This is a genomic window from Micromonospora sp. KC213, from assembly GCF_004348325.1.
GTDB lineage: Bacteria > Actinomycetota > Actinomycetes > Mycobacteriales > Micromonosporaceae > Micromonospora.
In genome coordinates, this window is record NZ_SMKF01000082.1 from 1 (window position 1) to 25,316 (window position 25,316).

General features: G+C 71.8%; 29 protein-coding genes. 14 read left to right on the forward strand and 15 right to left on the reverse strand.

Annotated features, from left to right (window positions below; genetic code table 11):
• Positions 1 to 40: 40 nt before the first annotated feature.
• Positions 41 to 1,132 (reverse strand): UDP-N-acetylmuramate dehydrogenase, encoded by a 1,092-nt coding sequence (locus E1166_RS17480; RefSeq protein WP_132340188.1) that lies wholly within the window; start codon positions 1,130 to 1,132, stop codon positions 41 to 43.
• Positions 1,133 to 1,203: 71 nt separating this feature from the next.
• Between E1166_RS17480 and E1166_RS17485 the strand changes: the two genes are divergently transcribed.
• The 9 genes from E1166_RS17485 to E1166_RS17525 all read left to right on the forward strand — a co-directional run bounded on the left by E1166_RS17485 (position 1,204) and on the right by E1166_RS17525 (position 10,306).
• The gene (locus tag E1166_RS17485; protein ID WP_132340190.1) at positions 1,204 to 1,962 is read left to right on the forward strand and encodes a maleylpyruvate isomerase family mycothiol-dependent enzyme; all 759 of its coding nucleotides are present in this window, start codon (positions 1,204 to 1,206) and stop codon (positions 1,960 to 1,962) included.
• 261 nt (positions 1,963 to 2,223) lie between these two features.
• Positions 2,224 to 3,525: an extracellular solute-binding protein gene (locus E1166_RS17490; protein WP_132340192.1), complete on the forward strand. Its 1,302-nt coding sequence runs from the start codon at positions 2,224 to 2,226 to the stop codon at positions 3,523 to 3,525.
• 73 nt (positions 3,526 to 3,598) lie between these two features.
• Positions 3,599 to 4,582 carry a sugar ABC transporter permease gene (locus tag E1166_RS17495; protein WP_132340194.1) on the forward strand — a complete coding sequence of 328 codons (984 nt, stop codon included), beginning with the start codon at positions 3,599 to 3,601 and terminating at the stop codon, positions 4,580 to 4,582.
• Positions 4,579 to 5,409 (forward strand): carbohydrate ABC transporter permease, encoded by an 831-nt coding sequence (locus E1166_RS17500; RefSeq protein ID WP_132340196.1) that lies wholly within the window; start codon positions 4,579 to 4,581, stop codon positions 5,407 to 5,409. Before E1166_RS17495 ends, E1166_RS17500 begins: the two co-directional genes overlap by 4 nt.
• Before the next feature lie 40 nt (positions 5,410 to 5,449).
• Positions 5,450 to 6,829, forward strand: coding sequence for a GH1 family beta-glucosidase (locus E1166_RS17505; RefSeq protein WP_132340198.1), 1,380 nt, complete (start codon positions 5,450 to 5,452; stop codon positions 6,827 to 6,829).
• A gap of 19 nt (positions 6,830 to 6,848) precedes the next feature.
• A complete protein-coding gene (locus tag E1166_RS17510) occupies positions 6,849 to 7,856 on the forward strand; it encodes a LacI family DNA-binding transcriptional regulator (RefSeq protein ID WP_132340200.1) in 1,008 nt (335 codons plus the stop codon).
• Between the two features lie 228 nt (positions 7,857 to 8,084).
• Positions 8,085 to 8,930 (forward strand): hypothetical protein, encoded by an 846-nt coding sequence (locus E1166_RS17515; protein WP_207914305.1) that lies wholly within the window; start codon positions 8,085 to 8,087, stop codon positions 8,928 to 8,930.
• 83 nt (positions 8,931 to 9,013) lie between these two features.
• Complete coding sequence (locus E1166_RS17520; RefSeq protein WP_132340230.1) at positions 9,014 to 9,409, forward strand: RidA family protein; 396 nt, start codon at positions 9,014 to 9,016, stop codon at positions 9,407 to 9,409.
• The gene (locus E1166_RS17525) at positions 9,410 to 10,306 is read left to right on the forward strand and encodes a GNAT family N-acetyltransferase (protein ID WP_132340202.1); all 897 of its coding nucleotides are present in this window, start codon (positions 9,410 to 9,412) and stop codon (positions 10,304 to 10,306) included. It abuts the gene before it with no gap.
• Here E1166_RS17525 and E1166_RS17530 read toward each other — a convergent pair whose 3' ends face one another.
• On the reverse strand, positions 10,307 to 10,822 hold the full coding sequence (locus tag E1166_RS17530) for an O-acetyl-ADP-ribose deacetylase (RefSeq protein ID WP_132340204.1): 516 nt from the start codon (positions 10,820 to 10,822) through the stop codon (positions 10,307 to 10,309).
• Position 10,823: 1 nt separating this feature from the next.
• Positions 10,824 to 11,618, reverse strand: a complete 795-nt coding sequence (locus tag E1166_RS17535) for an EI24 domain-containing protein (protein WP_132340206.1) — start codon at positions 11,616 to 11,618, stop codon at positions 10,824 to 10,826.
• A gap of 184 nt (positions 11,619 to 11,802) precedes the next feature.
• Between E1166_RS17535 and E1166_RS17540 the strand changes: the two genes are divergently transcribed.
• Complete coding sequence (locus E1166_RS17540) at positions 11,803 to 12,780, forward strand: YafY family protein (protein ID WP_132340208.1); 978 nt, start codon at positions 11,803 to 11,805, stop codon at positions 12,778 to 12,780.
• Here E1166_RS17540 and E1166_RS17545 read toward each other — a convergent pair.
• From E1166_RS17545 to E1166_RS17565, 5 genes are all read right to left on the reverse strand, one after another.
• Complete coding sequence (locus E1166_RS17545; RefSeq protein WP_132340210.1) at positions 12,771 to 13,688, reverse strand: SDR family oxidoreductase; 918 nt, start codon at positions 13,686 to 13,688, stop codon at positions 12,771 to 12,773. The two genes, E1166_RS17540 and E1166_RS17545, sit on opposite strands and share 10 nt — an antisense overlap.
• Positions 13,689 to 13,763: 75 nt before the next feature.
• Positions 13,764 to 14,651 (reverse strand): alpha/beta hydrolase, encoded by an 888-nt coding sequence (locus E1166_RS17550; RefSeq protein WP_132340212.1) that lies wholly within the window; start codon positions 14,649 to 14,651, stop codon positions 13,764 to 13,766.
• Complete coding sequence (locus E1166_RS17555; RefSeq protein WP_132340214.1) at positions 14,648 to 14,962, reverse strand: DUF2516 family protein; 315 nt, start codon at positions 14,960 to 14,962, stop codon at positions 14,648 to 14,650. Before E1166_RS17555 ends, E1166_RS17550 begins: the two co-directional genes overlap by 4 nt.
• A gap of 72 nt (positions 14,963 to 15,034) precedes the next feature.
• Positions 15,035 to 15,670, reverse strand: coding sequence for a hypothetical protein (locus E1166_RS17560; RefSeq protein ID WP_132265234.1), 636 nt, complete (start codon positions 15,668 to 15,670; stop codon positions 15,035 to 15,037).
• Entirely contained in the window at positions 15,667 to 16,356 is a 690-nt protein-coding gene (locus tag E1166_RS17565; protein WP_132340216.1) for a helix-turn-helix transcriptional regulator, read from the reverse strand. The genes E1166_RS17560 and E1166_RS17565 overlap by 4 nt, the downstream gene beginning before the upstream one ends.
• Positions 16,357 to 16,466: 110 nt before the next feature.
• Here E1166_RS17565 and E1166_RS17570 point away from each other — a divergent pair, with 110 nt between their 5' ends.
• Positions 16,467 to 17,276, forward strand: coding sequence for an alpha/beta hydrolase (locus tag E1166_RS17570; RefSeq protein ID WP_132340218.1), 810 nt, complete (start codon positions 16,467 to 16,469; stop codon positions 17,274 to 17,276).
• 232 nt (positions 17,277 to 17,508) lie between these two features.
• Here the strand turns inward: E1166_RS17570 and E1166_RS17575 are convergent, their stop codons facing one another.
• From E1166_RS17575 to E1166_RS17590, 4 genes are all read right to left on the reverse strand, one after another.
• A complete protein-coding gene (locus E1166_RS17575; RefSeq protein ID WP_132340220.1) occupies positions 17,509 to 18,468 on the reverse strand; it encodes an asparaginase in 960 nt (319 codons plus the stop codon).
• 83 nt (positions 18,469 to 18,551) lie between these two features.
• Positions 18,552 to 19,379 carry a 3-keto-5-aminohexanoate cleavage protein gene (locus E1166_RS17580; protein ID WP_132340222.1) on the reverse strand — a complete coding sequence of 276 codons (828 nt, stop codon included), beginning with the start codon at positions 19,377 to 19,379 and terminating at the stop codon, positions 18,552 to 18,554.
• Positions 19,380 to 19,504: 125 nt separating this feature from the next.
• Complete coding sequence (locus E1166_RS17585) at positions 19,505 to 20,617, reverse strand: glycine cleavage T C-terminal barrel domain-containing protein (protein WP_132340224.1); 1,113 nt, start codon at positions 20,615 to 20,617, stop codon at positions 19,505 to 19,507.
• Positions 20,614 to 21,018, reverse strand: a complete 405-nt coding sequence (locus E1166_RS17590; protein WP_132265276.1) for a Fur family transcriptional regulator — start codon at positions 21,016 to 21,018, stop codon at positions 20,614 to 20,616. The genes E1166_RS17585 and E1166_RS17590 overlap by 4 nt, the downstream gene beginning before the upstream one ends.
• Before the next feature lie 92 nt (positions 21,019 to 21,110).
• Between E1166_RS17590 and E1166_RS17595 the strand changes: the two genes are divergently transcribed.
• Entirely contained in the window at positions 21,111 to 21,962 is an 852-nt protein-coding gene (locus E1166_RS17595) for an aminotransferase class IV (RefSeq protein ID WP_132340226.1), read from the forward strand.
• Between the two features lie 95 nt (positions 21,963 to 22,057).
• On the opposite strand, the gene E1166_RS17600 is transcribed toward E1166_RS17595, so the two are convergent.
• Together E1166_RS17600 and mtfM are read right to left on the reverse strand one after the other, a co-directional pair.
• Positions 22,058 to 22,660, reverse strand: coding sequence for an FABP family protein (locus E1166_RS17600; RefSeq protein WP_132265219.1), 603 nt, complete (start codon positions 22,658 to 22,660; stop codon positions 22,058 to 22,060).
• Positions 22,661 to 22,835: 175 nt separating this feature from the next.
• The gene (gene mtfM / locus E1166_RS32545; protein WP_266320062.1) at positions 22,836 to 22,940 is read right to left on the reverse strand and encodes a small membrane protein MtfM; all 105 of its coding nucleotides are present in this window, start codon (positions 22,938 to 22,940) and stop codon (positions 22,836 to 22,838) included.
• Between the two features lie 12 nt (positions 22,941 to 22,952).
• Between mtfM and E1166_RS17605 the strand changes: the two genes are divergently transcribed.
• Complete coding sequence (locus E1166_RS17605; RefSeq protein WP_132265216.1) at positions 22,953 to 23,327, forward strand: DsrE family protein; 375 nt, start codon at positions 22,953 to 22,955, stop codon at positions 23,325 to 23,327.
• 45 nt (positions 23,328 to 23,372) lie between these two features.
• On the opposite strand, the gene E1166_RS31005 is transcribed toward E1166_RS17605, so the two are convergent.
• Entirely contained in the window at positions 23,373 to 23,525 is a 153-nt protein-coding gene (locus tag E1166_RS31005; RefSeq protein ID WP_165944365.1) for a hypothetical protein, read from the reverse strand.
• Positions 23,526 to 23,862: 337 nt separating this feature from the next.
• On the opposite strand from E1166_RS31005, the gene E1166_RS17610 reads away from it, so the two are divergent.
• Positions 23,863 to 25,194 (forward strand): choice-of-anchor Q domain-containing protein, encoded by a 1,332-nt coding sequence (locus E1166_RS17610; RefSeq protein WP_132340228.1) that lies wholly within the window; start codon positions 23,863 to 23,865, stop codon positions 25,192 to 25,194.
• The last annotated feature ends 122 nt before the right edge of the window (positions 25,195 to 25,316 follow it).

Below are 25,316 nucleotides of genomic sequence, written 5' to 3' on the forward strand. Positions count from 1 at the left end.
CCACCCACCTGACCCAGGGCCCGCCCGGCTCGGTGGGTGATCAGAGGTGGCAGTTGACGAGAACGGGTTCGGGGTGCAGTGGGACGCCGAAACGCCGCTGGACGCCGTCGCGGATCTCGCGGGCCAGGGCGACCAGATCCGCGGTCCGGGCGGTCCCGCTGCGGTTCGTCAGCGCCAGGGTGTGTTTGCCGCTGATCGCGGTGCCGCCCGGCCCGGGGTGGCCCTTGCCGAAGCCGGCCTTGTCGATCAGCCAGGCGGCGCTGACCTTGACCAGGTCACCGGGGCAGGGCCAGGAGGGTGGCTCCCCCAGTTCCGTGGCGCGTTCCCGCAGCGACTCGTACGCCCCCCGGTCGAGCACCGGGTTGGTGAAGAACGAGCCGACCGACCAGGTGTCCGGGTCGGTGGCGTCGAGCACCATGCCCTTGCCGGCGCGCAGCCGCAGCACGGTCGCCCGGGCATCGGCCAGCGGTACCCGGTCGCCCACCTCGACGCCGAGCGCCCGGGCCAGTTCGGCGTAGCGAACCGGACCGGACAGCGGCGAGCGGTGCAGCTGGAAGTCGACGGAGAGCACCACCCACCGGTCGCTGTACTTGAAGATGCTGGACCGGTACGCGAAGCCGCAGTCCGCGGCGTCGAGCCGGCTGATCCCGCCGTCGCGGCGGTCGTACACGAGGACACCGGCGATGACCTCGGCGACCTCCTGGCCGTACGCCCCGACGTTCTGGATCGGGGTGGCACCCGCCGAGCCGGGGATGCCGGAGAGGCATTCCAGCCCGGACCAGCCGTTGGCCACGGTGGCGGCGACCAGCTCGTCCCAGGGTTCGCCGGCCTCGACCCGTACGGTGAGGGTGTCGGCCTCCTCCGCCACCACCCGCAGCCCACGCGACCGCACCAGGACGACCGTGCCGGGGAATCCCTCGTCACCCACCACCAGGTTGCTGCCACCGGCGAGAATCAGGACCTGATCGTCCCGGCCCTGCGCTTCCTGAACCTTTTGTACGATTTCCTCGGCACTGACGGCGGTCTCCAGCCGGCCGGCGGGGCCACCGAGGCGGAGCGTGGTGTATCGCGCCAGGGCGGACGGGTCGGCGGGTCCGGCGGCGGTCGTCGGTTCGGCGTAGACGTCAGACACGTCTTTCACCCTAGGCTGAGGGGCAGCCGCGGCACCCACTGGTGGCCCGGTCACCCCCGGGGAGGAGTGCGATGAGCAGACTGCACGGCACGAAGGACTTCTGGATCGGCGCGCTGCGGGCCGACGGCCCGGTGTTCGCCTCGGCGGTCGCCGAGGCCCCGCCCGAGACACCGGTGCTCTCCTGTCCGGGCTGGACGGTCGCCGATCTCACGCTGCACCTCGCCGGCATCTACCACTGGGTACGATCCTTCGCCGGCTCCGGCGAAGCGACCCGGCCGGGGCGGCGGGACGACGCGGAACTGCCTGCCGGGCTCACCGCGCCGCAGCTCTGGCAGCAGGAGTACGACCAGCTCATGGCCCTTTTCGAGAGCCTCGACCCGGAGGCTCCGGCCTGGAACTGGGCCCCCCAACCGAAGAAGGCCGGCTTCTGGCTGCGTCGGATGGCGCACGAGACGGCGGTGCACCGCTGGGACGCCCAGCTCGCCATCGCCGCGGGCGATCCGATCGAGGCGAAGCTGGCCGCGGACGGGGTGGGCGAGGTGTTGGACACCTGGCTGCCCGCGGGGCGGCGGGCGACGACCGGCCAGTGGCACGGGGTGGTGCAGTTGGTCGCGACCGACGTGGCCCAGGAGTGGTACCTGCGGCTGCGCGGGGACGGGGTGGCCCTGCTCGACACCGCCACGGTCTTCGGGCACGAGGACCACCACGCCCGGGTTCAGGTCGGCGCCACCGCGAGCGATCTACTGCTCGCGCTCTGGGGTCGGATCAGCTTCGACACCCTGGGGGTGGTCGGCGAACGCGCCCTGCTGACGGGTCTTCGCGTCGGCTGACCCCGCTCGACGACAGAAGCGGCCGTTCCGTTGCGGAACGGCCGCTTCTGTCGTCGGCCCTGCCCAGCTCGCCGGTCGATCGTGTCAACCTGCGGCCAGACCCGTTTGAGAGCGCTCTCTTGACAGCGGGCGAGGCACCCACCACGCTGGTGTGAGAGCGCTCTCTCAGCCTTCATGGTCCTGGTCGGGCGCCGGCTGCGATTCGCTCACCAGCAGGTTCTTTCGCTCCACCACCCGATTGACCTGAGAGGAAACCCATCGATGACGGGCATCTTTCCCCGCCGCCGCCTGGCGGCCCTGCTCGCCACCACCGCGCTGCTGGGTGCCACCGCCTGCGGTGGTGGCGACGCCCCGGGCGACGGAACGGTCACCCTGACCGTGGACGTCTTCGGCCAGTTCGGTTACGACGCGCTCTACAAGGAATACATGGCCAGCCACCCCGGCGTGAAGATCGTCGAGCGGGGCACCGGCAGCAACCTCGACGAGTACTCACCGAAGCTGACCCAGTGGCTCGCCGCCGGCAAGGGCGCGGGCGACGTGGTCGCCATCGAGGAAGGGTTGCTGGTCGAGTACAAGGCCAATCCGCAGAACTTCGTCAACCTGCTCGACCACGGCGCGGCCGACCTCAGGGGCAACTTCCTCGAGTGGAAGTGGAACCAGGGCCTCACCGCCGACGGTAAGCAGCTCATCGGCCTCGGCACCGACGTCGGTGGCATCGCCATGTGCTACCGCAAGGACCTGTTCGCCAAGGCCGGCCTGCCCACCGAGCGGGACGAGGTGTCCAAGCTCTGGCCGACGTGGCAGGACTACGTCGCGGTCGGCGAGCAGTTCACCGCGAAGAACACCGGGGCGTCGTTCCTCGACGGCGCGACCAACACCTTCAACACCATCCTGCTGCAGACCGCCGGGAACACCACCGGCTACAGCTACTACGACACCAGCGACAACCTGGTCGTGGACAGCAACCCGGCGGTCCGGCAGGCGTACGACACCACCATGGACATCATCGACTCCGGGCTGTCCGGAAAGTACGGCTCCTGGTCGGAGGAGTGGGTCGCCGCCTTCAAGCAGTCGAAGTTCGCCACCATCGCCTGCCCGTCCTGGATGACCGGAGTCATCGAGGGCAACGCCGGCGAGGGCGCAAAGGGCAAGTGGGACATCGCGCAGGTCCCCGGCAACGGCGGCAACTGGGGCGGTTCCTTCCTCGCCGTGCCGAAGCAGAGCAAGCACCAGGCCGAGGCGATCGAACTGGCGAAGTTCCTGACCAGCGCCAAGGGGCAGATCGGCGCGTTCAACGCCAAGGGCACCCTGCCGTCCTCGCCGCAGGCGCTCGACGACCCGGCGATCACCGACTCGACCAACGCGTACTTCTCCGGCGCACCCGTCGGAAAGATCTTCAGCGCCGGCGCGAAGAGCCTGAAGCCGGTCTACATGGGCCCGAAGAACCAGGCCGTACGCACCGAGGTGGAGAACGCCGTCCGCACGGTGGACCTGGGGCAGCGCAGCCCCGAGCAGGGCTGGACCGACGCCGTGACCAACGCGAAGAAGGCCGCCGCCAAGTAGCCCGAGTCGCCCGTGCGGGCAGGCCCGGAGCACCACCGGACCGGCCCGCACGGCGGAAAAGGAGACCACGGCAATGGCCGTCCAGCTCGACGCCCGGCCGCCGGCCGCACCGGCGCCCCGGCGCAGCCACCCGGACCGGGGCCACCGGCTCGCCCGGCTCGACACCCGGTTCTCGCCCTACCTCTACATCGCCCCGTTCTTCCTGCTCTTCGCCGTCTTCGGCCTCTACCCGCTGGGCTACACCCTCTGGGTGTCACTGCACGACTGGGACCTGCTCGGCGCGAGTCCGACCTTCGTCGGGGCACAGAACTACCGCCAGCTGATGTCCGACCCCGACTTCTGGAACTCGGTGGTCAACACCCTGGGCATCTTCGTCCTCTCCACGGTGCCGCAGCTGCTCCTCGCGCTCTGGCTGGCCAACCTGCTCAACCGGCAGCTCCGCGGACGGACCGGATGGCGGATGGCGGTGCTGGTCCCGAACGTCACCTCCACCGCCGCGGTGGCGATCGTCTTCGGCGTACTCTTCGGCCGCGAGTTCGGAATGATCAATTGGCTGCTCGACCTGGTCGGGATCGACGCCATCGACTGGAAGGCGAACCGCCTCGCCTCCTGGGTGGCCATCTCCACCATGGTCGACTGGCGGTGGACCGGCTACAACGCGCTGATCTTCCTGGCCGCGATGCAGGCCATCCCGCGCGACCTGTACGAGTCCGCCGCGATCGACGGGGCCGGCCGGGCCCGGCAGTTCTGGTCGATCACCGTCCCGCTGCTCAAGCCGACGATCGTCTTCGCGGTCATCATCTCCACCATCGGCGGCCTCCAGCTCTTCACCGAGCCCCGCCTCTTCAACTCCGGCACCAACGCGATCCGCGGCGGCCCACTGCGCGAGTCGCAGACGATGACCATGTACATGTTCGAGAACGCCTTCGCGCCGCACTACAACTTCGGCTACGGCTCCGCCGTCGCCTGGCTGCTCTTCGCCCTGATCGCGATCGTGGCCGCGATCAACGTGCTGGTGCTGCGCCGCCTCGGCGGCGGGCGGGAGGGAACCCGATGAGACTCTGGTCCGCCGGCCGGCTCACCTACGCGGCACTGGTCGTCACCGCCGTCCTGTCGATCTTCCCGCTCTACTGGATGTTCGTGGTGGCCAGCCGCACCAGCGACGCGATGGGTCAGGTGCCACCGCCGCTCACCCCGGGCGGCAACCTCGGCGCCAACCTCGCCCGGCTCTTCGCCAACACCGACGCGCACTTCCTGACCGGCCTGGTCAACTCGACGATCGTGGCGGTCTCGGTCACCGTCTCGGTGGTCTTCTTCTCCACCCTCGCCGGCTTCGCCTTCGCCAAGCTGCGGTTCCGGGGACGCAACGCGCTGCTGCTGATCATCATCGCGACGATGATGGTGCCGACCCAACTCGGCGTCATCCCGCTGTACATGCTGATGACGAAGCTCAACTGGAACGACCGGCTGCCGGCGGTGATCGTGCCCGCGCTGGTGACCGGGTTCGGAGTGTTCATGATGCGCCAGTACGCCGGCCAGGCGGTCAGCACCGAGCTGATCGAGGCGGCCCGGATGGACGGCTGCCACACCGCCCGCATCTACTGGAACGTGGTGCTGCCCGCGCTGCGCCCGGCCGCCGCCGTGCTCGGCCTGCTCACCTTCATGACCACCTGGAACGACTTCCTCTGGCCGTACGCGGTGCTCAACGACCCGGAGAACCCGACCGTGCAGTTGTCGTTGCGGGCCCTTTCGGACGGGTACTACCAGGACATGTCGCAGGTGTTCACCGGCACCGCCATCGCGACCCTGCCCCTGCTGTTGGTGTTCATCGTGTTCGGTCGTCAGATCATCGGCGGCATCATGGAAGGCGCGGTAAAGGCGTGAGCCGATACCGCGAGCCCTGCCGCGAACGGAAGAGAGAAACGTGAGCGAACTCCGATTTCCCGAGAACTTTGTCTGGGGTGCGGCCACGGCCGCGTACCAGATCGAGGGAGCGGCCCACGACGACGGGCGCGGCCCGTCCATCTGGGACACCTTCAGCCGTACGCCCGGCAAGGTCTTCGCCGGCCACACCGGCGACGTCGCCTGCGACCACTACCACCGGTACGCCGACGACGTGGCGCTGATGGCCGAGCTGGGGCTGAGGGCGTACCGGTTCTCGGTGTCCTGGCCCCGGATCCGACCGGACGGCACCGGCCCCGTCAACCCGCGCGGGTTGGACTTCTACGACCGGCTGACCGACGCGCTGCTGGAGCGGGGCATCGACCCGATCGTCACCCTCTACCACTGGGACCTGCCGCAGGCGTTGCAGGACCGGGGCGGCTGGACCAACCGGGACACCGCCGCCCACCTGGCCGACTACGCCGTCGCGGTGTACACCCGCCTCGGCGACCGGATCCGCACCTGGACCACGCTCAACGAGCCGTGGTGCTCGGCCTACCTGGGTTACGGCAGCGGGTTGCACGCCCCCGGCGAGCGCGACGCGGGCGCGGCCTTCGCCGCCGTACACCACCTGCTGCTGGGGCACGGCCTGGCGGCCCGCGCACTGCGGTCGGCCGGCGCGGAGATCGTCGGGATCACCCTGAACCCGGCCGACGCGCAGCCGGCGGACCCGACCAGTGCCGCGGACGCCGCCGCCGTGCGTCTGGTCGACGGCCTGCACAACCGGATCTTCCTCGACCCGCTGACCGGTGCCGGCTATCCGCAGGACGTGCTGGAGCACCTCTCCCGGTTGGTGGAGCCGACCTTCCTCCGGGACGGCGACGAAAAGATCATCGCCGCGCCGATCGACCTGCTCGGGTTGAACTACTACGCCCCGACGTACGTCGCCGGCCGGCCCGACGGTGCCGGCGGCAGCGCGTACCCGGGCACCGAGGGCGCGGTGGAGTTCCTTGCGCCGACCGGCCCGACGACCGAGATGGGTTGGATGATCGAGCCGGCCGGATTGACCCGGCTGTTGGAGCGAATCAGCCGCGACTACCCGGGACTGCCGCTGATGATCACCGAGAACGGTGGGGCGTTCCCTGACAAGACCGGCGCCGAGGACCCGGACGGCGGCGAGCGGGTGCTCGACCACGATCGGATCGCCTACCTCGACGGACACCTACGGGCGGCGCACGAGGCCATCGCCCGGGGCGTCGACCTGCGCGGCTATCTCGTATGGTCGTTGCTGGACAACTTCGAGTGGGCCGAGGGGTACCAGAAGCGGTTCGGGATCGTCCACGTCGACTACCTGACCCAGCGGCGCACACCGAAATCCAGCGCCCGGTGGTATCAGGAGGTGATCTCCCGGAACGGGCTGTGACGAGGTGGTGGTTACGGGGATGACGACGGCGCAGCGACCGACCCTGGAGGCGGTCGCCCGGCGGGCCGGGGTGTCCCGGGCGACCGTGTCCCGGGTGGTCAACGGCTCCACCACCGTCGCCGAGCCGATCCAGGAGGCGGTCCGTCGGGCTGTGGCCGAACTGGGGTACGTGCCCAACGCTGCCGCCCGCAGCCTGGTCACCCAGCGGACCGACTCGGTCGCCCTGGTCATGCCGGAAAAGGCCACCCGGGTCTTCTCCGACGACCAGGTCTTCCCGGGCATCATCCGGGGCGCGGCCCAGGAACTGGAGGCCGCCGACAAGCAGCTGGTGCTGATGCTGGCCGGTTCGGCGGCCGGTCACGAACGGGTCGAGCGGTACACCACCGGCCGGCACGTCGACGGGGTGCTGTTCGCTTCGCTGCACGGCGCGGATCCGCTGCCCGGCAGGTTGATGCGGCTGGGTATCCCGGTGGTCTGCGCCGGCCGGCCGCTCGACGGCGACCGGGTGCCGTACGTCGACGTGGACAACGTGGGCGGGGTGGTCCGGGCGGTCCGGCACCTGATCGGAACCGGGCGCCGCCGGATCGGCACCATCGCCGGCCCGCAGGACATGGTCGCCGGCATCGAGCGGCTGGCCGGCTACCGGGAGGTGATCGCCGCGGCGGGGCTGGTCGAGCTGGTCGCGTACGGGGACTTCACCCGGGAGTCCGGAGCGTCGGCGATGCGCGAGTTGCTGGCCGCCCACCCCGACCTGGACGCGGTCTTCGCCGCCTCCGATCTGATGGCGCACGCCGCCCTGCGCACGCTCCGGGAGGCGGGACGGCGGGTGCCCGACGATGTCGCGGTGATCGGCTTCGACGACATCGAGACGGCCGCGTACACCGACCCGCCGCTGACCACGGTCCGCCAACCGATCGTGGAGCTGGGCCGGGCGATGACCCGCCAGTTGCTGCGCAAGGCCGCCGGCGAGATGATCGACGAGGCGCTGATCCTCCCCACCGAGCTGGTGCTCCGCGAGTCGGCCTGACCGCCTTCCGGGGTGTCGCGGCGCTCCGCGACACCCCGGATCGGGGCAGCGGCCCCGCAGTGCCTCGTCGAGCCGGCGAATCGACTGATCTAGCTATCCGTGTACGGGTTGCGTACGCTCGGTCGTGCCGCCGGCATTCCGTTGTCTGACGGCTGACCCCCGGCCCGGAGCACACCGCGCGGCCCTGCGCGTCGACCACCGAGGCTGGCCACACACCGGGAGGCAGTGGTGAAGCGCGGTGTCTACTTCCTGGCCAACGACGCGATCCTCGACCGGGTGGTCGCGTTCCTCAACAGCTTCCGGTCGTACAACCCGACTCTTCCCCTGTGTCTCGTACCGTTCGCCGACGACGTCGACCGGCTCCGGTCGCTCGCCGGGCGGTACGGCTTCACCGTCTGGGGCGACGACGACATCCTGCGGCAGTGCGACGCGATCAGCCGGGAGTTCCACGAGGGCGTCACCATGGGCCACTACCGGAAGCTCGCCATGTGGACTGGTGGTTTCGACGAGTTCGTCTACGTCGACTCCGACACGATCATGCTGGAGCCGGTCGATTTCGTGTTCGACCATCTGGCCCGGTACGACTTCGTGACCTCACACTCGAACATCCCCCAGATCCGTCAGTGGGTGTGGCGGGACTCGATACACGACACCGGCGCGCTGACGACCGAGCAGATCGAGTACGCGGCCAGCACGGGCTTCGTGGCCTCCCGAGCCGGCCTGATCGATCCGGCGCAGGTCCACCGGTCCCTGGCCGCCCCACTCGCACTGGCGCCACACATGGAACTGCTCTGCCGGGAGCAGCCCCTGTTGAACTACCTGATCGTGACCTCCGGCCGGCCGTACTCGAGCCTGTCGGCGATCGCCGCGGCGACCAACGACCCCGGCATCCCCCAGGAGCAGTGGGCGGGGCTCGACATCGGTCGGGTCGAGGCGGGCCGGTTGATCCCGTCCCGTGTCGAGCGGGTGCTGCTGGTGCACTGGGCCGGGGAGTGGTACAGGGCCGAGGCCGAGGGCGGCACGATTCCCTACCACGACCTGTGGCGGCACTACCGCGCGATGAGCGGGGGGTGAGGCACGGTTCCGCCGGGATCGTTATTCGGTGGAGTCCGCGCCGCGCCGGCGCTACCGTCCCCACGGTGACCGCACCGCACCGGCTGGTCCGGGTACCCCTGCTCTCCGACGTCGCCGAGTACGCGTACGCCGCCACCGTCGAACCGCCGGCCCGGCTGGTGTTCACCGCCGGAGCGTGTCCGCTGGACGCCGACGGCCGGACGGTGGCGCCCGGCGACCCGGTCGCCCAGGCCCGCCAGGTGATGGCGAACCTGGAAACGGCGCTGGCCGCCGCCGACGCCCGACTCACCGACGTGGTCAAGACCACCGTGTACGTGGCCTCGTCCCGCCAGGCCGACCTGGTGGCGGTCTGGGAGGTCGTCCGGGACGCCTTCGGTGATCACGATCCGCCGAGCACCCTGCTCGGGGTGGCTGTGCTCGGGTACTCCGACCAGCTCGTCGAGGTGGAGGCCGTCGCCGCCGTCCGCGAGGCGGGCTGAGTGCGCGTCCGTACCGCCGTTCCGGACGACGCCGCCGAGGTGGTGGCGCTGCGCGCCGTCGTCCACCCCTACCTGGTGCGGGGCGTGGAGTCGACCCGCCACCTGATCGCGCACCCACCGCCCGGGGAGGACTGGGCCGGCTGGGTCGCCGAGGCCGACGGCCGGGTGGTCGGGTGGGCGTCGGCGTACCGCAACAACCAGACCTCCGAGCCGGGCTTCGGGGAGATCTCGCTGTTGCACGTCCATCCGGAGCACCGGGGCCGGGGCGGCGGCACCGCCCTGTTCGCCGCCGCGCTGGCGCACCTGCGCGCCATCGGGGCCCGTCGGGTGCGTACCTCGGCCCGGCCCGAGGCGTTGCCGTTCGCCCGCCGGCACGGCTTCACCCCGAGCCGGGAGACGCGCTACTCCGCCCTCGACCTGCGGCCCGCGCCGCCGCTGCCGCAGCCCCCCTCGGGCGTACGTCTGCTGTCGGCGGCGGAGGTGGGGCCACGCCGGCTGCACCGGCTGGACGCCGAGGCGTCCCGCGACGTACCGGGCGACGCCCCGGTGGACGCGATGAGCTACGACAGCTGGCAGTACGAGGTCTGGCAGAACCCGGGACTGGACCGGGAGGCGAGCGTCGTGGCCGAGGTGGGCGGCACCCTGGTCGCCCTCAGCCTGGTCAAGCGGGACGGCGACCGGATGTGGTCGGAGTTCACCGGCACGCTGCCGACCCACCGGGGGCAGGGGCTGGCCGCCCTGGTGAAGCGGGTCGCCCTGCACCGGGCCGCCAGCCGCGGGGTGCACACGGCGTACACCTCGAACGACGAGACGAACGCGCCGATGCTGGCGGTCAACGCCCGGCTCGGCTACCGGCCGGTCGCGTCCCAGTGGTCCTGCCTGCGCACGCTGCCCTGATCAGCCGGCTTCGGCCACCCGCCGGGCGATGGCGTACGTGTCCGGCCCGAACAGCACCAGTCGGGCCTCGGTGACGTGCGCGGGCGTGGCGGCCCGGAGCACGGCCAGCGCCTGGCGTACCGCGTCGTCGACCGGCCAGCCGTAGACGCCGGCGGAGACCAGCGGGAAGGCCACCGTCGCCGCGCCGAGCCCGTCGGCGACGGCCAGGCTGTTGGCGTAGCAGTCGCGCAGCAGGCCCGACCGGTCCTCGTCGGCAGAGAAGACCGGCCCAACGGTGTGCACCACCCAGCGGGCCGGCAGATCACCGGCGGTGGTGGCGACGGCCTGGCCGACGGGCAGACCCCGGCCGTACCGGGAGGCCCGCAGCGCCCGGCACTCGGCGAGGATGGCCGGGCCGCCCCGGCGGTGGATCGCGCCGTCCACACCGCCGCCGCCCAGCAGCGAGGTGTTGGCGGCGTTGACGACCGCGTCGACCCGCTGGGCGGTGATGTCCCCCTCGATCAGGGTGATCTGCATGTCAATCCCTCTCGATGGACTGCCCGAGCGACCGCCGGGCCAGCAGGGTGGCCCCGGCGACTGCGGCCGGCATGACGAGCACCGCGCCGAGCGGGATCAGGAAGCAGACGAAGACCGCCGCGCCGAAGCCGAGCGTGGCGGGTCGGTCCGCCCTGAGGATCGATCGGCGGTCGGCCAGCCGTAACCCCCGCCGGGAGAACGGCGCCCCGGTCAGTTCCACGGCGAGCAGCCAACCACCCACCAGCGCCCCGACCACCGGTACCACGGTCTGCCCGAGCACCGGGATGAAGCCGGCGGCGAAGAGGGGAATTCCGAAGAGCACCGTGCGGCCGACCAGCCGCAGCGAGTCGGCGACGCTGCGTCGCAGGGACGCCCAGAACGGCACCTCCACCGCTCCCGGCGTGCCACCCAGGCGCTCCTCCACCCGCTCGGAGAGCTTCTCGTAGAACGGATCACCGAGGACCAGGGTGACCGCGGTGAAGCTGACCACCGCGAGCAGCCCGCCCAACCCGAGGAAGGCCAGCGCGGCGATCACCCGGGTCAGGCTGCGGGTGCTGGGGGGCCAGTCGTCGGCGAACGGGGTGACCCAGGCGGCCAGGTCCTCCACGAAGTACGCGAGGGTGGCGAACGCGGTCACGAAGAGCGCGCCGGAGATCAGCGCCGGGACGACGCCCAGCAGCATCAGGCCGGGGCTGCGGACGTACAGGCCGAGGCCGCGCAGGAGCAGCCCGACGCCGGCGAAGAAGCGGCCGACCGCGCCGGTCACCGGTGCGGCCACGTTACGGGGTGCGGTCACGATCGCAGAGCCTAGTGGTCATCGACCGATCGGGCCGGCTTGGCCGACCCGACCCGCATGATCGACTCCGTCTGCCGCAAACCGGGCCTTCCAGCGCACGCGATACCACCGTTTGCCGCAGGCTGAATCGATCACGGCACCGGCCCGGCTCCGGTCCGGCGGCGGGGAACGGCAGGATGGGGCGGTGCGCGCGTCCCGGCTGATCTCCCTGGTGCTGCTGTTGCAGTCGCGGGAGACGATGACCGCCGCGGAACTGGCCCGCGAACTGGAGGTCTCCGAGCGGACCGTCTACCGGGACGTGTTGGCGCTCTCCGCCGCCGGGGTGCCCATCTATGCCGACCGGGGCCGCACGGGCGGCTACCGGCTGCTCGGCGGCTACCGCACCCGGCTGACCGGGCTGACCCGGGACGAGGCGGAGGCGCTCTTCCTGGCCGGGCTACCCGGACCGGCCGGCGACATGGGGCTCGCCGAGGCGGTCGCCTCCGCCGAACTGAAGGTCCTCGCCGCGCTGCCGCCAAGCCTGCGCGACGCGCCGGCTCGCACCGGTCAGCGCTTCCACCTGGACGTACCCGGCTGGTTCCGCGAGTCGCCACCGCCGCCCCGGCTGACGGAGCTGGCCCGGGCCGTCTGGTCCGACCGGACGGTCGAGCTGCGCTACCGGCGCGGCGACCAGGAGGTTGTCCGCCGGGTCGAGCCGTACGGGCTGGTGCTCAAGAGTGGCACCTGGTATCTGGTCGGCCGGGTCGGCGACGCGATGCGCACCTACCGGGTCGACCGCGTGCTCGACGTCGTGCCGGACGAGCGCACCTTCACCCGCGACGAGGGTTTCGACCTGGGCGGCTACTGGCGGGAGCAGGCAGCGGCATTCCTGCGCACGATGCTGCGCGAGCGGATCACCGTCCGGCTCAGCACCGCCGGCCTGCGCGCGCTGCGCTGGGCCGCCGACACCCCCGTCGTGTACGACGAGGCGCTGGCCGCCGCCGGCGAACCCGACGGGCAGGGGTGGGTGCGCACCCGGCTGCCCGTCGAGTCCGTCGACGTGGCGTACGACCTGGTGCTGCGGCTCGGGCCGGAGGTGGAGGTGCTCGACCCGCCGGAGCTGCGGGTACGGCTGGCCGAGGCGGCCCGCCGGCTCGGCCAGCTGTACGACCCTCAGCGGTAGTCGGCCGGATCCGCCTTCTTCCCGCCCTCGACGACCTCGGTGATGTAGCGGAAGCCCTGCGGTCGGCTGCCGTCGAGGTCGGTGAAGCCGTACACCGTCGCCAACTCGCCGCTGTCGGTGGATCTGCCGTTCCACCTGGCCCTGTCCGGGTCGGCGGCCAGCGCGGCGACCGCCCGCCCGACGTACGCCGGGGTCTCCGAGATGACGAAGTCCGGTTCCTTGGCGATGGCGTCGCGCCAGTTCTCCTCGGTGACGCCGAAGTGTTCCAGCATCGCCTCCGAGCGCAGCCACCCGGGGGTGAGGGCCACCGCCGTGCAGCCGTGCGGCTTCAGCTCCTCCGCCAGGACGAAGCCGAGCCGGTTCACGCAGGTCTTGGCCAGGTCGTAGAAGGCCGACAGCCGGTAGTGCTCGTCGTTGTACGCCTTCGTGCCGTCGCCGATCTCGACCACCAGACCGCCCGGGTTGCGAATCAGCAGCGGTAGCGCGAAATGGCTGGTGATCAGGTGGGTGTGCACCGCCAGTTGCAGGGTGCGGAAGCCGTTGTCCAGGGGCTGCTTCCAGAGCGGCTCGTTCCAGGTGATCAGGTGGTCGCTGCCCCAGACGTCGTTGACCAGCACGTCGAGACGGCCCTGTTCGGCGTCGATCCGGGCGACGAGGTCGCGTACCTGTTCGGGCACCAGGTGGTCGACCCGTACCCCGATGCCGGTGCCCCCGGCGGCGGTGACCAGTTCGGCGGTCTCCTCGATGGTTTCCGGCCGGTCCATCTCGGAGCGGCCGGCCCGGGTGCTGCGGCCGGTGGCGTAGACGGTCGCGCCAGCCGCGCCGAGCTGGACCGCGATCTGCCGGCCGGCGCCCCGCGTCGCCCCGGCCACCAGTGCGATCTTTCCTTCCAGCGGTTTCGTCGTCATGCCACCGAGGGTGTCAGGGATACCTGACACCCGAAGTCCGGTTTTGCGGGACGCGATTCCGGCTGACCGGACCGTTCACCCGTTGAGGAACGTGGAGATCCGGTCCCGCAGGTCGGCGCGGTCGGTCCAGCCGAACCCCGGCCGGTCGTACACGTGCAGGGTGGCGTGCGGCAACGCGGCGGCCAGTTCCTCGGCGACGTGCGCCGGGTGCAGGTCGTCGCCGACGCAACCGATGACCAGTACGGGAGCGGTGACCGTGGCGAGCGCCGCGACATCGGCCAGGGGGGCCTGCTCGGGCAGGTCGGCCAGGCCGGGCGCCAACCCGTCGCGGAGCAGTTGGTCCAGGCGTTGCCGCAGGTACGCCCAGCCGGCCGGCGTGTTCCGCACCGATGGCGGAAGTTCCAGCGAGACGACGTCGGCGACCGTCGCGGCGTCCCCGGTGGACACCGCGTCCAGCAGGTCGGTCAGCCGCTGCCGGGCGACCGGCCCACGCGGGGTGTCCAGCGCGGCGGGCAGCAGGAGGACCAGCCGCTCGAAGCGGTCCGGGCTGTCGGCCAGCAGCCGGCACAGCGCGCCGGCCCCGAGGCTGGCTCCGAAGGCCCGGGTCGCGCCGCCGAGGTCGGCGACGGCCCGCAGGTCCCGGGCGAGATCGAGGTAGCTCCACGGGCCGGGCGGCGCGTCGGAGCGGCCGTGCCCCCGGAACTGGAAGAAGATCTTGCGGCCGGCGACCGCGCTGCCGAACGGCCGGGTGGTGGCGATTCCGTTGCCCAGCCCGTGCGCGAAGACGGTGACCGGGTCACCGGTGCCGGTCACCAGCCGCTCCAGGCACACGTCGTGCGGCGTGGCGACGAGTTCGGTCTCCGGTTCGGGCAGTGCCGGTCGCCCGGTACGTGGGGCGCCCGGTCCCGGCCCCCAGGTGCGGGGACCGCTGTCGGGTGGTGGCGGCCAGCGGAAGCCCCTCACCAGAACCCTTTGCCGTCGTGCAGGTCGCGCAGCCCGACCCGGACGTCCAGCAGGTAGATCAGGCCGGCCGCGATGCCGATCAGTCCGAAGATGCTGAGCGCTCCGAAACTGAGCAGGGTGAGCGCCAGGCAGACCGCCAGGATGGCGACCCAGCCCCCCTTGGGCAGGGTGCCGATCGCCGCGAACCCGTCGCTCCGCTGGGTGATCGCGTGCACCAGAGCGACACCCTGCACGATCAGCGCGAAGACGAGCAGGACCAGGTTGATCACGTCAATGACGGCGAAGACGAAGATCGGCGCGGCGATGGCCATGACGGCCAGCATACGGCGGCGACCCCGAAAACGTCCCGCAGGACGCCTCCGGGGTCGTACCGGTGCGGTCGCTTACTCGGCGGCCGGGCGGGTCCGCCGGGTGGTCTTCGGCAGCTTGGCCGACGGGGTGGCCGGCTTGGCGGCGGCCTTCGTGGCCCGCGGACGGACGGCCCTCGGCTTGGTCGCCACGGCCTCGGCGACCTCGACCGGGCTGGGCGCGGCGTCCTCGGTCTTCGCCTCGGGTGCCACGCTGGCGTCAGTGGTCTCGATGTCGGTGTTGACGGTGTCGGCGGCCTCCAGGACACCGGCGCCGACCACTCGCTCGCCCCGGGCGATCAGCGCGCCGTACGCGGCAAGCGCCCGCTCCTGGGCGGCCTGCGCGCCGGCCAGGACGGCGGCGGCGTTGCGGGTGGCGACCTCGCGCAGCTTGTCCAGCTCGAGGTCGGCGGGGACCGCCTTGGCGCGCAGCCCGGCGGCCGTGTGGTTGGCGGTCTTGAAGGTCTCGGTGGCCTTCTGGCGCAGCTCGACGCCGGTGACGACGGCCTTGCCGCCGAACTCGGTGACGACCTTGGCGCCGTCGGTGACGACCTTGTCGCGCAGCTCGCCCACCACGGTGGGGAGCTTGCGCAGCTGCTGGTAGGCCAGCTCGCCGGCGCCCGCAGCGGCGTAGAGCGGGGCCGGGATGCGGTTGGTCTTCGGCTGGGTCATGACTGTTCCTCCTCGACCGCCGCGGCGGCCTTCGGGGCCGCCTGCGGGGCGGCCTTCCTGGTACGGGCGCTGGTGGTGGGGGCGGGTGCCGCCCCCGCCTCGGTGACGGCGACCGATTCGAGAACGGCCTCGGTCGGGGTGCCGTCAGGGGTGGTCGGGCCGGTGGCGGCCGGCCCGGCGGTGGCTGCGGCCTCCGCCGGCTCTGCCGGCAGAGATGGCGCAGGGGGCTCCGTCGGCTCTGCCGGCACAGGAGGCTCCGTCAGCACAGGCGGCTCCACCGCAGCGGCCGGCTTCCCGGCCGGGGTGCCGGCGGCCGTCGGGTCGGCGCCGGTGGCCTCGGCGAGCCGGGCGTTCTCCCGACGGAAGGTCTCGTAGATCTGGCTCAGTGACTGCTTCTGCGCCATCGTCAGGTCGGGGTCGACGGCGATCGCGGCGAGCACGCCCTCCCTCTCCTTGTCGTCGAGCAACCCGGCCCGCAGGTACATCGCCGGGGTGGAGACCCGCAACGCGCTGGCGAGCTGCTGCAGCACCTCGGCGCTCGGCTTGCGCAGACCGCGCTCGATCTGGCTGAGATAGGGGTTGCTCACCCCGGCCTGCTCGGCGAGCTGGCGCAGCGAGATCTTGGCGTTCCGGCGCAGGTCACGGATGAATCCGCCGACGTCGGGTAGATCCTTGGGTGCGGCCATGCCCCAACGGTAGCCCGCACCGCTAACTTCAGCAAGCAAATCGCTAGCCGCAGTTAGCAACGCCACAGCGACGGTTGCGCACCGGTTGTCCGGTCCGTACCTTGCTCGACGTGACGAAGATCGACATCAACGGGACATCGCTGGCGTACGACGACCTGGGCAGTGGCAGCGCCGTGGTCCTGCTGCACGCCGGGATCGCCGACCGGCGGATGTGGCGGGGACAGCTTCCCACCCTGGCCGAACGGCACCGGGTGATCGTCCCCGACCTGCGCGGCTACGGCGACTCCGCGCTCCCGGCCGAGCCCTTCGCCCACCACGACGACGTGGTCGGTCTACTGGACGCGCTCGGCGTCGAGCGGGCCGCCCTGGTCGGCTGTTCCTTCGGTGGCGCGGTGGCCATCGACACCGCCCTGGCCCACCCGGACCGGGTGAGCGCACTCGCGCTGTTCGGCACGGCCGTCTCGGGCAACGAGTGGTCGGAGGAGACTGAGAACCTCTGGGACGAGCTGGTCGGCGAGGTCGACCCGGCGGACTTCACGGCGAGCGCCGCCGGCGAGGTCCGGTTCTGGGTGGTGGGCCCGAGCCGCGACCCGGCGGACGTCGACCCGGAACTGGTCGCGTTCGCCCAGGAGATGGACCAGCGTGCCCTCGCCGCCGAACTGGCGCTCAGCGCGGTGGAGATCGAGGAACTGGACCCGCCCGCGATCGACCGGCTGACCGAGCTGCGGCTGCCGGTGCTCGTCACCGCCGGCGCGGCCGACATCCCGGACATCGCCCGGCTGGCCGACCGGATCGCGGCCGAGGCGCCGCAGGCGATCCGCCTCCCCGACGTACCGGACGCCGCCCACCTCCTGCCGCTGGAACGCCCGGAGGTGGTCAACGCCGCCCTGCTCGACTTCCTGCCCCGACAGCTCCCCTGATCAACTCCATGTACCGCGAACAGCGGTGCGCCGGCCAGGCGTCACCGCCGTTCGCGGCATTCCGGGTCGGTCAAACGCGGAGACCGCGTCTCAACGCGGAGACCTCGTCGCCCAAACACCGAGACCGCAACGCAGGGCCGCGTTGCGCGCAGGACCGCGTTGCGCGCAGGACCGCGTTGCGCGCAGGACCGCGTCCGAGGCGCGCTGGGCGGAGCAGGAACGGCGGCCGAGGTCACCAGGTGGCGCGGACCGCCCCGACCGGCAGGCCGCCGCCGAGCAGCGGCAGCTGCGCGTACTCGACCAGCACCGGGGCCTCGACACCGAGCCGGCGCAGCGCCGAGACCAGCACCGGCATCCGGGCGCGTCCCGCACCGTCGTCGATCTTCAGGGCCACCGCGCCGACGCCCGGGACCGCCGCCGCAATGACACCCTCCGCGCCCACCTTGGCCAGCAGCCCCGGTACGCCCCGCATCAGCCGGGTGTCGTCCGCCTCGGTCCCACCGACCAGCTCCGGGTACGCCCGCATGGCGTCGGCGACCGTCCGCTCCACGGCGCCCGGCTCGGCCTCAACCAGCCGCAGGTACGCCCGGGCCAGCCCGGTCAGCGAGACGGCGAGCACCGGGGCGCCGCAGCCGTCCACCCCGACGGCCGCCACCTGCTCGCCGGTGAACTCCTCGATGGCGGCGGTGAGTCGCTGCTGCAACGGGTGCTCGGGCCGCCAGTAGCCGGCCAGCGGCCAGCCGGCCGCGAGGCAGGTCAGCAGCATGCCGCTGTGCTTGCCGGAGCAGTTCATCTGCACCCGGGTCGGCCCGCCCCGGGCCCGCAGGACCGCCGCCCGGGCGGCCTCGCCGACGGGCAGATCCGGTGGGCAGTGCAGGGCGTCGGCGTCCAGGCCGGCGCGGGCCAGCAGCTTGCCGACCCGGGCCAGGTGGAACGCCTCGCCGGCGTGGCTGGCCGAGACCAGCGCGAGGTCTGCCGGGTCGGTCAGTGGCAACCCGGCACGCAGCATCCCGACCGTCTGCATCGGCTTGCTCGACGAGCGCGGGAAGATCGGCGAGGTGATGTTCCCCGCACCGGCCACCGGGGCACCGGCGGCGTCGAGGACCACCGCGGAACCACGATGCAGACCCTCCACGAACCCGGACCGGACCACCTCGACCAGCGGCGTGCCGCCCTCGTACCTCGCTGTCACGCTGTCACGCTACCGGCCGACCCGTCGCCGGTACGACCAGGGGCGCGGCTCAATGCTGTACCGGGCGTTCGGCCGGGCGGCCCTTACAGGCCGAGGAGGTGCCGGGCCTCGGCGGGGGTCAGCGGGGGGCGCTGGGCGAGCTGGGCGAAGCCGACGGCGCGGGCGACGAGCTGCATGTTGGACTCCACCGGCTGCCCCTTGGCGTACGTGACGGTGTCCTCCATCCCGACCCGCAGGTGCCCGCCGGCGGACAGCGAGGCGAGCAGCACCGGCAGGGTGCTGCGACCGATGCCGGTGGCCGAGAACGTGGTGCCCTCGGGCAGGTCGCGCAGCATCTGTTGGGCGGCGACCAGGGTGGCTGCGGTGCCCGGCATGCCGCCGGGGACGCCCATCACGAAGTCGACGTGCACGTGCCCGCCGTGCGGCAGGCCGTACTTGCCCAGCAGCCGTTGCAGGGCGGTGAGGTGACCGAGGTCGAAGATCTCGTACTCGGGCACGATGCCCTTCTCCTGCATCCGGGTGTGCAGGTCGACGATGAACTCCCAGCGGTTGAGGAAGACGTCGTCGCCGAAGTTGACCGTGCCCATGGTGCAGGAGGCCATGTCCGGCCCGGCGTCGAGCACGGCGAGCCGGTCGGTCTCCGGGTCGGTGACCGCGCCGCCGGAGGAGAGCTGCACGATGAGGTCGGTGCCCTCCCGCAGCGCCGCCACGGTCGCCCGCAGCCGCCCCTGGTCGAGGGTGGGCCTCGCCTCGTCGTCGCGGACGTGGACGTGGATCACGGCGGCCCCGAGCGCCTCGCACTCCTTCGCGGTCGACAGCAGCTCGTCGAGGGTCACCGGCAGGGCCGGCACCTCCGCCTTGGCCGACTCCGCGCCGGTCGGGGCAACCGTGATCAACGTCCCTGTCGTCATGCCGGGATGGTAGCGGCCCGGCCCGCCCCCGGTCGACAGCCGCAGGCCGTCGGAGCGGAAGAAAACCACTCAGGTGGGAGCCCATGCGGAAGAATTCCGGCAGATGACCTTCCTTGTCGGCACTCTTACGCCAGGTCGATTGCGGCGGCGCTCTCCCCCACCAGCAGCCGGGCGTCGTTGGCGACGTTGCGCTTCACCACGGCGAGGGCAACCTGACCCAACTCGTGGTGGTGCACCGCGGTACCGACGAAACCGACCGCCCGCCCGTCCAGCGTCACCGGAGTGCCGGCCGCCGGCGGCTGGTCGGTGGTCACCCCGTCCAGATGCAGCAGGACGAGCCGACGGGGTGGCTTGCCCATGTTGTGCACCCGGGCCACCGTCTCCTGGCCGCGGTAACAGCCCTTGTCCAGATGGACGGCGGAACCGATCAGGCCCACCTCGGCGGGAATGCTCCGGTGGTCGGTGTCCACCCCGACCCGGGGCCGCCGCGCGGCCACCCGCACGGCCTCGTACGCCCACAGCCCGGCCACCGGCACCCCGGCGCCGCGCAACTCCGCCACCACCTGCCCGGTGGCGGAACGAGGCACCAGCAGGTCCACCCCGAGCGGGCCCCGTCGGGCCCAGCCCCCGACGGGCAGCGCCCGCACGTCGTACAACACGCTGGGCCGCGCTGGCAGCTCGCCGGAACGGAACTTCGGACCCGGCACCGCGACCGCGTCCGGAGCGGCCAGCCCGGTGACGCCGAGCGTTCCGGCGGCGGCCTCCGCCTCGGGGCCGACCAGCGACAGCAACGCGTGCTCGGCGGTCACGTCGCGCGGCTCCACCTTGCTGAAGAAGCGCATTCGCTCCAGGTACGACAGCAGCCCAGCGGTCATCCCCGGCTCGGTGTCCAGCCAGGTGGTCTCGCCGTCCTCGGCAACCATGGCGTGCTGCTCGACGTGGCCATTCGGGCTGAGCACCAGCAACTCGGTGCCCTGCCCGGGACGCAACGCGGCCAGGTGCTGGCTGGTCAGGGTGTGTAGCCAACCGATCCGCTCGACACCGCCCACGGCCACGACACCCCGGTGCGACCGGTCCACCAACCCCACGGCGTTCTCCAGGGTGCGCTGCTCGCGCATCGGGTCGCCGTAGTGCGCGGCCACCCCCCGGATTCCGGCCGCCCGGTGCGCCGGGTCCGGCTGGTCCCGGCTGGTCTCGTCGATCGCCTCGACAGCCACCGCGCCCGCGATGTCGATCATGTCAAATCCCCGTCCTCACAGTTGCCGCAGACGCCGAAGAGCGCCACGTGCCCGATGTCGATCCGGAAGCCCCGCTCGGTGGCGAGCCGGTCGGCGAGCGGCCGGAGCAGATCCGGCTCGATCTCGTCGATCGCGCCGCACTCCCGGCACACCAGGTGGATGTGCTGGTGCTCACCGGCCGCGTGGTAGGTGGGCGCGCCGTGCGACAGGTGGGTGTGGTTCACCAGCCCCAGGCGTTCCAGCAGCTCCAGGGTTCGGTAGATGGTGGTGATGTTGACCCCGGCGGCGACTTCACGGACCGCCGTGTGCACCTGCTCCGGCGTGGCGTGCCCCAGGTCGAGCACCGCCTGGAGCACGAGCTGCCGCTGCGCCGTCAGCCGCAGCCCACGGGAGCGGAGCATTTCCGCCAGGGAGGATTCGGACACCGTCCGATCATAGTTCGGCCGGGGCACCGGACCGGGGGACGCGGTGTACGCCACTACGCTCGGCGGTCATGGAGGCGTCGAGGATCGCGGTGCTGGGCCGGGGGATCGTACCGGCGGGAGAGCCGATGCTGCGTGGCGACGACCTCGGCGCGCTGCACGGCGACGGGTTGTTCGAGACCATGCACCTGCGCGCCGGCCGGCCATGGCTGCTCGCCGCCCACCTGGCCCGGCTGCGGGCCGGTGCCGCCACCGTCGAGCTGCCACTACCGCCGGACGACGCCCTGATCGGGCTGCTGGACACGGTGGCGGCCGGCTGGCCGGCGCAGGTGGAGGGGGCACTGCGGCTGGTCTGCACGCGAGGCCCGGAAGGTGGCGGCGGGTCACCCACGATCTACGCGACGCTGGCCGAGGTGCCGGCCGCGTCCCGGCGAGCCCGGCGCGACGGCGTGACCGTGGCCACCCTTCCCCTCGGAGTGGCGGCAACGGCCCGACCCGGGTTGGGCTGGCTGCCCAGCGGCGTCAAGTCGACCTCGTACGCGGTGAGCAACGCGGCCCGTCGCTGGGCGGCCCGCCACGGCGTGGACGACGCGCTCTGGGTCTCCACCGACGGGTACGCGCTGGAGGGGCCCAGCGCCAACCTGGTCTGGCTGGCCGGCGACGTGCTCTGCACGGTGCCGGCCGCGCCGACCGGCATCCTGCCCGGCACCACCTGCGCCTGGCTGCTCAGCCGAGTCGACGCGCTGGGGCTGGCCGCCGAGGAGCGGCTGGTGACCCCGGCGCAGTTGCGCGCGGCCGACGGCTGCTGGCTGACCTCGTCCGTCCGCGGCCTGGTCGAGATCCGCGCCCTGGACGGCGTGGCGTTGCCGCGCAGCCCGCTCACCACCCCGTTGCAGGCCCTGCTGGCCCACCCCGTCTGCTGACCTGTGCCCGCACTCTCCCCCTCGCCGAGCGGCTGGTCGGCCGGCCACCCGCAGGAGGCGGGCACATCAGCCGCCACCGGCAGGAGGCGGCCAGGTCAGCCGGCCACCCGCAGGAGGCGGGCGGAGAGGTGGGGGGTGAGGGCGTGGCCCACGCCGGCCATCTCCTGGGCGTAGAGCAGCGCACCCTCGACGATGCCGAACAGCCGGGCGCCGGCGGTGACCTCCTTCGCGGTGGCCGTCCGCAGCACCGCGTCGGTCGCGAACTCGATCCGGGTGCCGGTGCGTTTGCCGATGTGCAGCTCCATGATCCCCGTCGGGGTCATCATCAGAGCCTCCAGCTCGTCGGTGGCCCGGTCACCGTTGAGCACCGGCCGCCACCAGCCGACCTCGCGCCCGGCCGGGCGGACCGGGCGGCTCTGCCCGTCCAGGATCCACGCCCGCGACTCGTAGAACAGGAACGGCCGACCGTCGTGGCTGATCCGGATCTCCTGCCCGAAGTCGAAGTCCTCGATGGTGGGGAACCCACCGCGCCCCCGCCCGCGCCACACCCCCACGTACGGCAGCAGGCCGTCGAGCGTCGGGTGCAGCTTCGGCCCGACCCGCAGGTCGTGGCTCTCCTGGTACGGGTACTCCTCGACCGGCGGCGCGTTCAGCCACGGCGGCTGCAGCGGGTTCTCACCCGACGGGTTCGCGCTCACCGTGCCGTCTCCGTTCGTGACTGCGGGGCTCGCAAACCCGGCTCACTCCTCGCGCTCACCGCTGCCCCATTCGTTCGCGACTGCGGGGCTCGCAAACCCGGCTCACTCCTCGCGCTCACCGCTGCCCCATTCGTTCGCGACTGCGGGGCTCGCAAACCCGGCTCACTCCTCGCGCTCACCAGTTCCCTCTCGATATGCGTACAGCCAGGTAGACCAGGCCCCCGGCAAGCGCGCCGAGGCCCGCGACCAGCAGGCTGACGAACCCGATCTCGGTGACCATCATGGTCATCCTATGCTGGCTGTCATGGCCCGCACTCTCGTCGTCAAGGCCACCGCCGGCGCGGACGCGCCCGAGCGGTGCGCCCAGGCATTCACGGTCGCCGCCACCGCCGCGGCCGCCGGTGTGCCGGTGTCGCTCTGGCTGACCGGTGAGTCGACCTGGTTCGCCCTGCCCGGCCGGGCGGAGCAGTTCGAGCTGCCGCACTCCGCGCCGCTGGCGGAGCTGCTGCACGTCATCCTCACCACCGGCCGGGTGACCGCCTGCACGCAGTGCGCCGCCCGGCGCGACATCGGCCCCGGCGACGTGTTGCCCGGGGTACGCATCGCCGGCGCGGCGGTCTTCGTCGAGGAGACGATGGCCGAGGGGGCCCAGGCACTGGTCTACTGACCGCGTGTATCCCGAGTGCCACGGATCTCACTCGGCGTCGGATCGTCACGCCCGAGATTCGGTGATCGCTGCTTCGACGCGTAGCCCGATCACGGTGGCGGCGAGGAAGCCCGCGAGGATGCCCTGACGACGCGCCAGCTCCTCAGCCGGTACGTGCTCAGCGGTCGGCCACTCGGGCACAGCGCTACTCGACGTCACGGCTCACCTCCTGCTTCTCGAATGGTCGTCTGTCTTCGCACCTCCGACGTCGGTCGGCGCACGCCACCGCCGACTATCGGACCCTGCCCGGTCGACCGCAGCGTGCCGGCCAAGGAGGCCAGGCCAACTGGTTCACGCGTTGTGGTGCCGGAGTGGTCCACCGCGGAGTCCGTCCGGCGCCGATCCTGACGGGGACAAGCATCGAGACGTCCTGCGCCCGCAGCGTGCCGGCGCCGGAACGCTCGCGCGTTCTCGCCTCGGGGGAAGGAAGTCGATGAAAGGCCGAATCATCAGAGGTACCCAGCGGCTCGGCAGGCTGTTGGTGGCACCTGTCGTCGTGGGCGTCGTGGTCGGGGCGACCGCCCTCGCGCCTCCGGCCCAGGCCGCGGTCACCTTCATCGTCGACAGCTTCGACGACCGTCGCGACATCAACCCGAGTGACAACATCTGTCGGACCTCGGCCGGAAACTGCTCACTGCGGGCAGCCGTGCAGCAGGCCAATGCGAGCGCGGGCGGGGACACGATCCGGCTGACGCCTGGCAACTACCGGCTGGGCTATGTCGGCGGGGTGCGACAGTCGGCCGCCACCGTCGACCCCGCGGACAACTTTCGGGACCTGGACATCACCAGCAGCATGAAGATCATCGGCGAAGGGTCCGTCATCGACGGCGGCCGGTTCAACAGCGTGTTCGAGATCGGCAACGCGTCAACCGTCGAACTCTACGACCTGACGGTGACCAACGGGGGCGAAGACGAGAATCCCTCCTCCATACGCGGCGGAGGGCTGAACATCAGGCCGAATTCAATGGTGCGGCTGACCCGGGTGAACGTTCGGGACAACGTCACGACGATGCAGGGCAGCGGCATCGCCAATGCGGGGGCCCTGACCGTGGTCGACAGCAGGGTCGAGGACAACCGGAACCTGTCCCCGCTCAGCGGCGGCGCGACCGCGAACGGCGGCGGCATCTTCAACTACAGCACCGGCCTGCTGAACATCGACCGCAGTACGATCAGCAACAATCTCTCGTTCCGTGGCGGTGGAATCTACAACGATTACGGGGAGGTGACGATCACGAACAGCACCATCAGCGGCAACACCGCGCGCAACAGCGGCGGGGGAATCCTCAACCGAGGCGACGGCACCGCAAGGAAGGGCAACCTCGGCATCGCGTTCTCCACGATCGTCGGCAACCAGGCCAACGTGTCCGGCGCCGACCCGCAGAAGGTCGGCGGCGGAATCGCGAACTTCAGCGCCCATGTCCACATGGGCGGATCGATTCTGGCCGGGAACGAGGACAACCGCTCCCATTTGAACGCCGCCTTCGCCCCCGACTGCCACAGCCCTGACACTTCCCGGTTCACCTCGCACGGCTACAACGTGGTCGGGCTCATCAACGGACGGTGCGTATTTGAACCGCGCTTCGACAAGACCGGCTCGGACGGCGCGGCCCCGCTCGACCCGCACGTCGGCGTGTTGACGTACAACGGCGGGGGGACCGCGACCCGGAAGCCGCTCACCGGCAGCCCCGCCGTGGACTTTGGCAGCTCAGTCACCTCGTCGGGCCTGTTCGACTGCCCCGCCACCGACCAGCGAGGCGTCTCCCGTCCTCGCGACGGTGACTCCAACGGCGCGGTGTTCTGCGACAGCGGCGCGGTCGAGATCGGCTGAGACCACCCTGCTCGCGTTGTTCGCCGGGATGGAGCGAACCTTCACCGCCGAACACTCGGGCCGAGAAGCGCCCCTGACCCGCCCCCGAGACCCGGGGGCGGGTCAGGGGCAGGGGGTGGAGG

What these genes read in the sequence shown, in the direction of transcription:
- E1166_RS17595 (WP_132340226.1), top strand. Translation starts at nt 21,111, where the DNA reads ATGGAGGCGTCGAGGATCGCGGTGCTGGGCCGGGGGATCGTACCGGCG.
- E1166_RS17580 (WP_132340222.1), bottom strand. Translation starts at nt 19,379, where the DNA reads ATGACGACAGGGACGTTGATCACGGTTGCCCCGACCGGCGCGGAGTCG.
- E1166_RS17495 (WP_132340194.1), top strand. Translation starts at nt 3,599, where the DNA reads ATGGCCGTCCAGCTCGACGCCCGGCCGCCGGCCGCACCGGCGCCCCGG.
- E1166_RS17500 (WP_132340196.1), top strand. Translation starts at nt 4,579, where the DNA reads ATGAGACTCTGGTCCGCCGGCCGGCTCACCTACGCGGCACTGGTCGTC.
- E1166_RS17585 (WP_132340224.1), bottom strand. Translation starts at nt 20,617, where the DNA reads ATGATCGACATCGCGGGCGCGGTGGCTGTCGAGGCGATCGACGAGACC.
- mtfM (WP_266320062.1), bottom strand. Translation starts at nt 22,940, where the DNA reads ATGGTCACCGAGATCGGGTTCGTCAGCCTGCTGGTCGCGGGCCTCGGC.
- E1166_RS17560 (WP_132265234.1), bottom strand. Translation starts at nt 15,670, where the DNA reads ATGACCCAGCCGAAGACCAACCGCATCCCGGCCCCGCTCTACGCCGCT.
- E1166_RS17485 (WP_132340190.1), top strand. Translation starts at nt 1,204, where the DNA reads ATGAGCAGACTGCACGGCACGAAGGACTTCTGGATCGGCGCGCTGCGG.
- E1166_RS17530 (WP_132340204.1), bottom strand. Translation starts at nt 10,822, where the DNA reads ATGCAGATCACCCTGATCGAGGGGGACATCACCGCCCAGCGGGTCGAC.
- E1166_RS17590 (WP_132265276.1), bottom strand. Translation starts at nt 21,018, where the DNA reads ATGCTCCGCTCCCGTGGGCTGCGGCTGACGGCGCAGCGGCAGCTCGTG.
- E1166_RS17555 (WP_132340214.1), bottom strand. Translation starts at nt 14,962, where the DNA reads ATGGCCATCGCCGCGCCGATCTTCGTCTTCGCCGTCATTGACGTGATC.
- E1166_RS17545 (WP_132340210.1), bottom strand. Translation starts at nt 13,688, where the DNA reads ATGACGACGAAACCGCTGGAAGGAAAGATCGCACTGGTGGCCGGGGCG.
- E1166_RS17510 (WP_132340200.1), top strand. Translation starts at nt 6,849, where the DNA reads ATGACGACGGCGCAGCGACCGACCCTGGAGGCGGTCGCCCGGCGGGCC.
- E1166_RS17565 (WP_132340216.1), bottom strand. Translation starts at nt 16,356, where the DNA reads ATGGCCGCACCCAAGGATCTACCCGACGTCGGCGGATTCATCCGTGAC.
- E1166_RS17490 (WP_132340192.1), top strand. Translation starts at nt 2,224, where the DNA reads ATGACGGGCATCTTTCCCCGCCGCCGCCTGGCGGCCCTGCTCGCCACC.
- E1166_RS17605 (WP_132265216.1), top strand. Translation starts at nt 22,953, where the DNA reads ATGCTGGCTGTCATGGCCCGCACTCTCGTCGTCAAGGCCACCGCCGGC.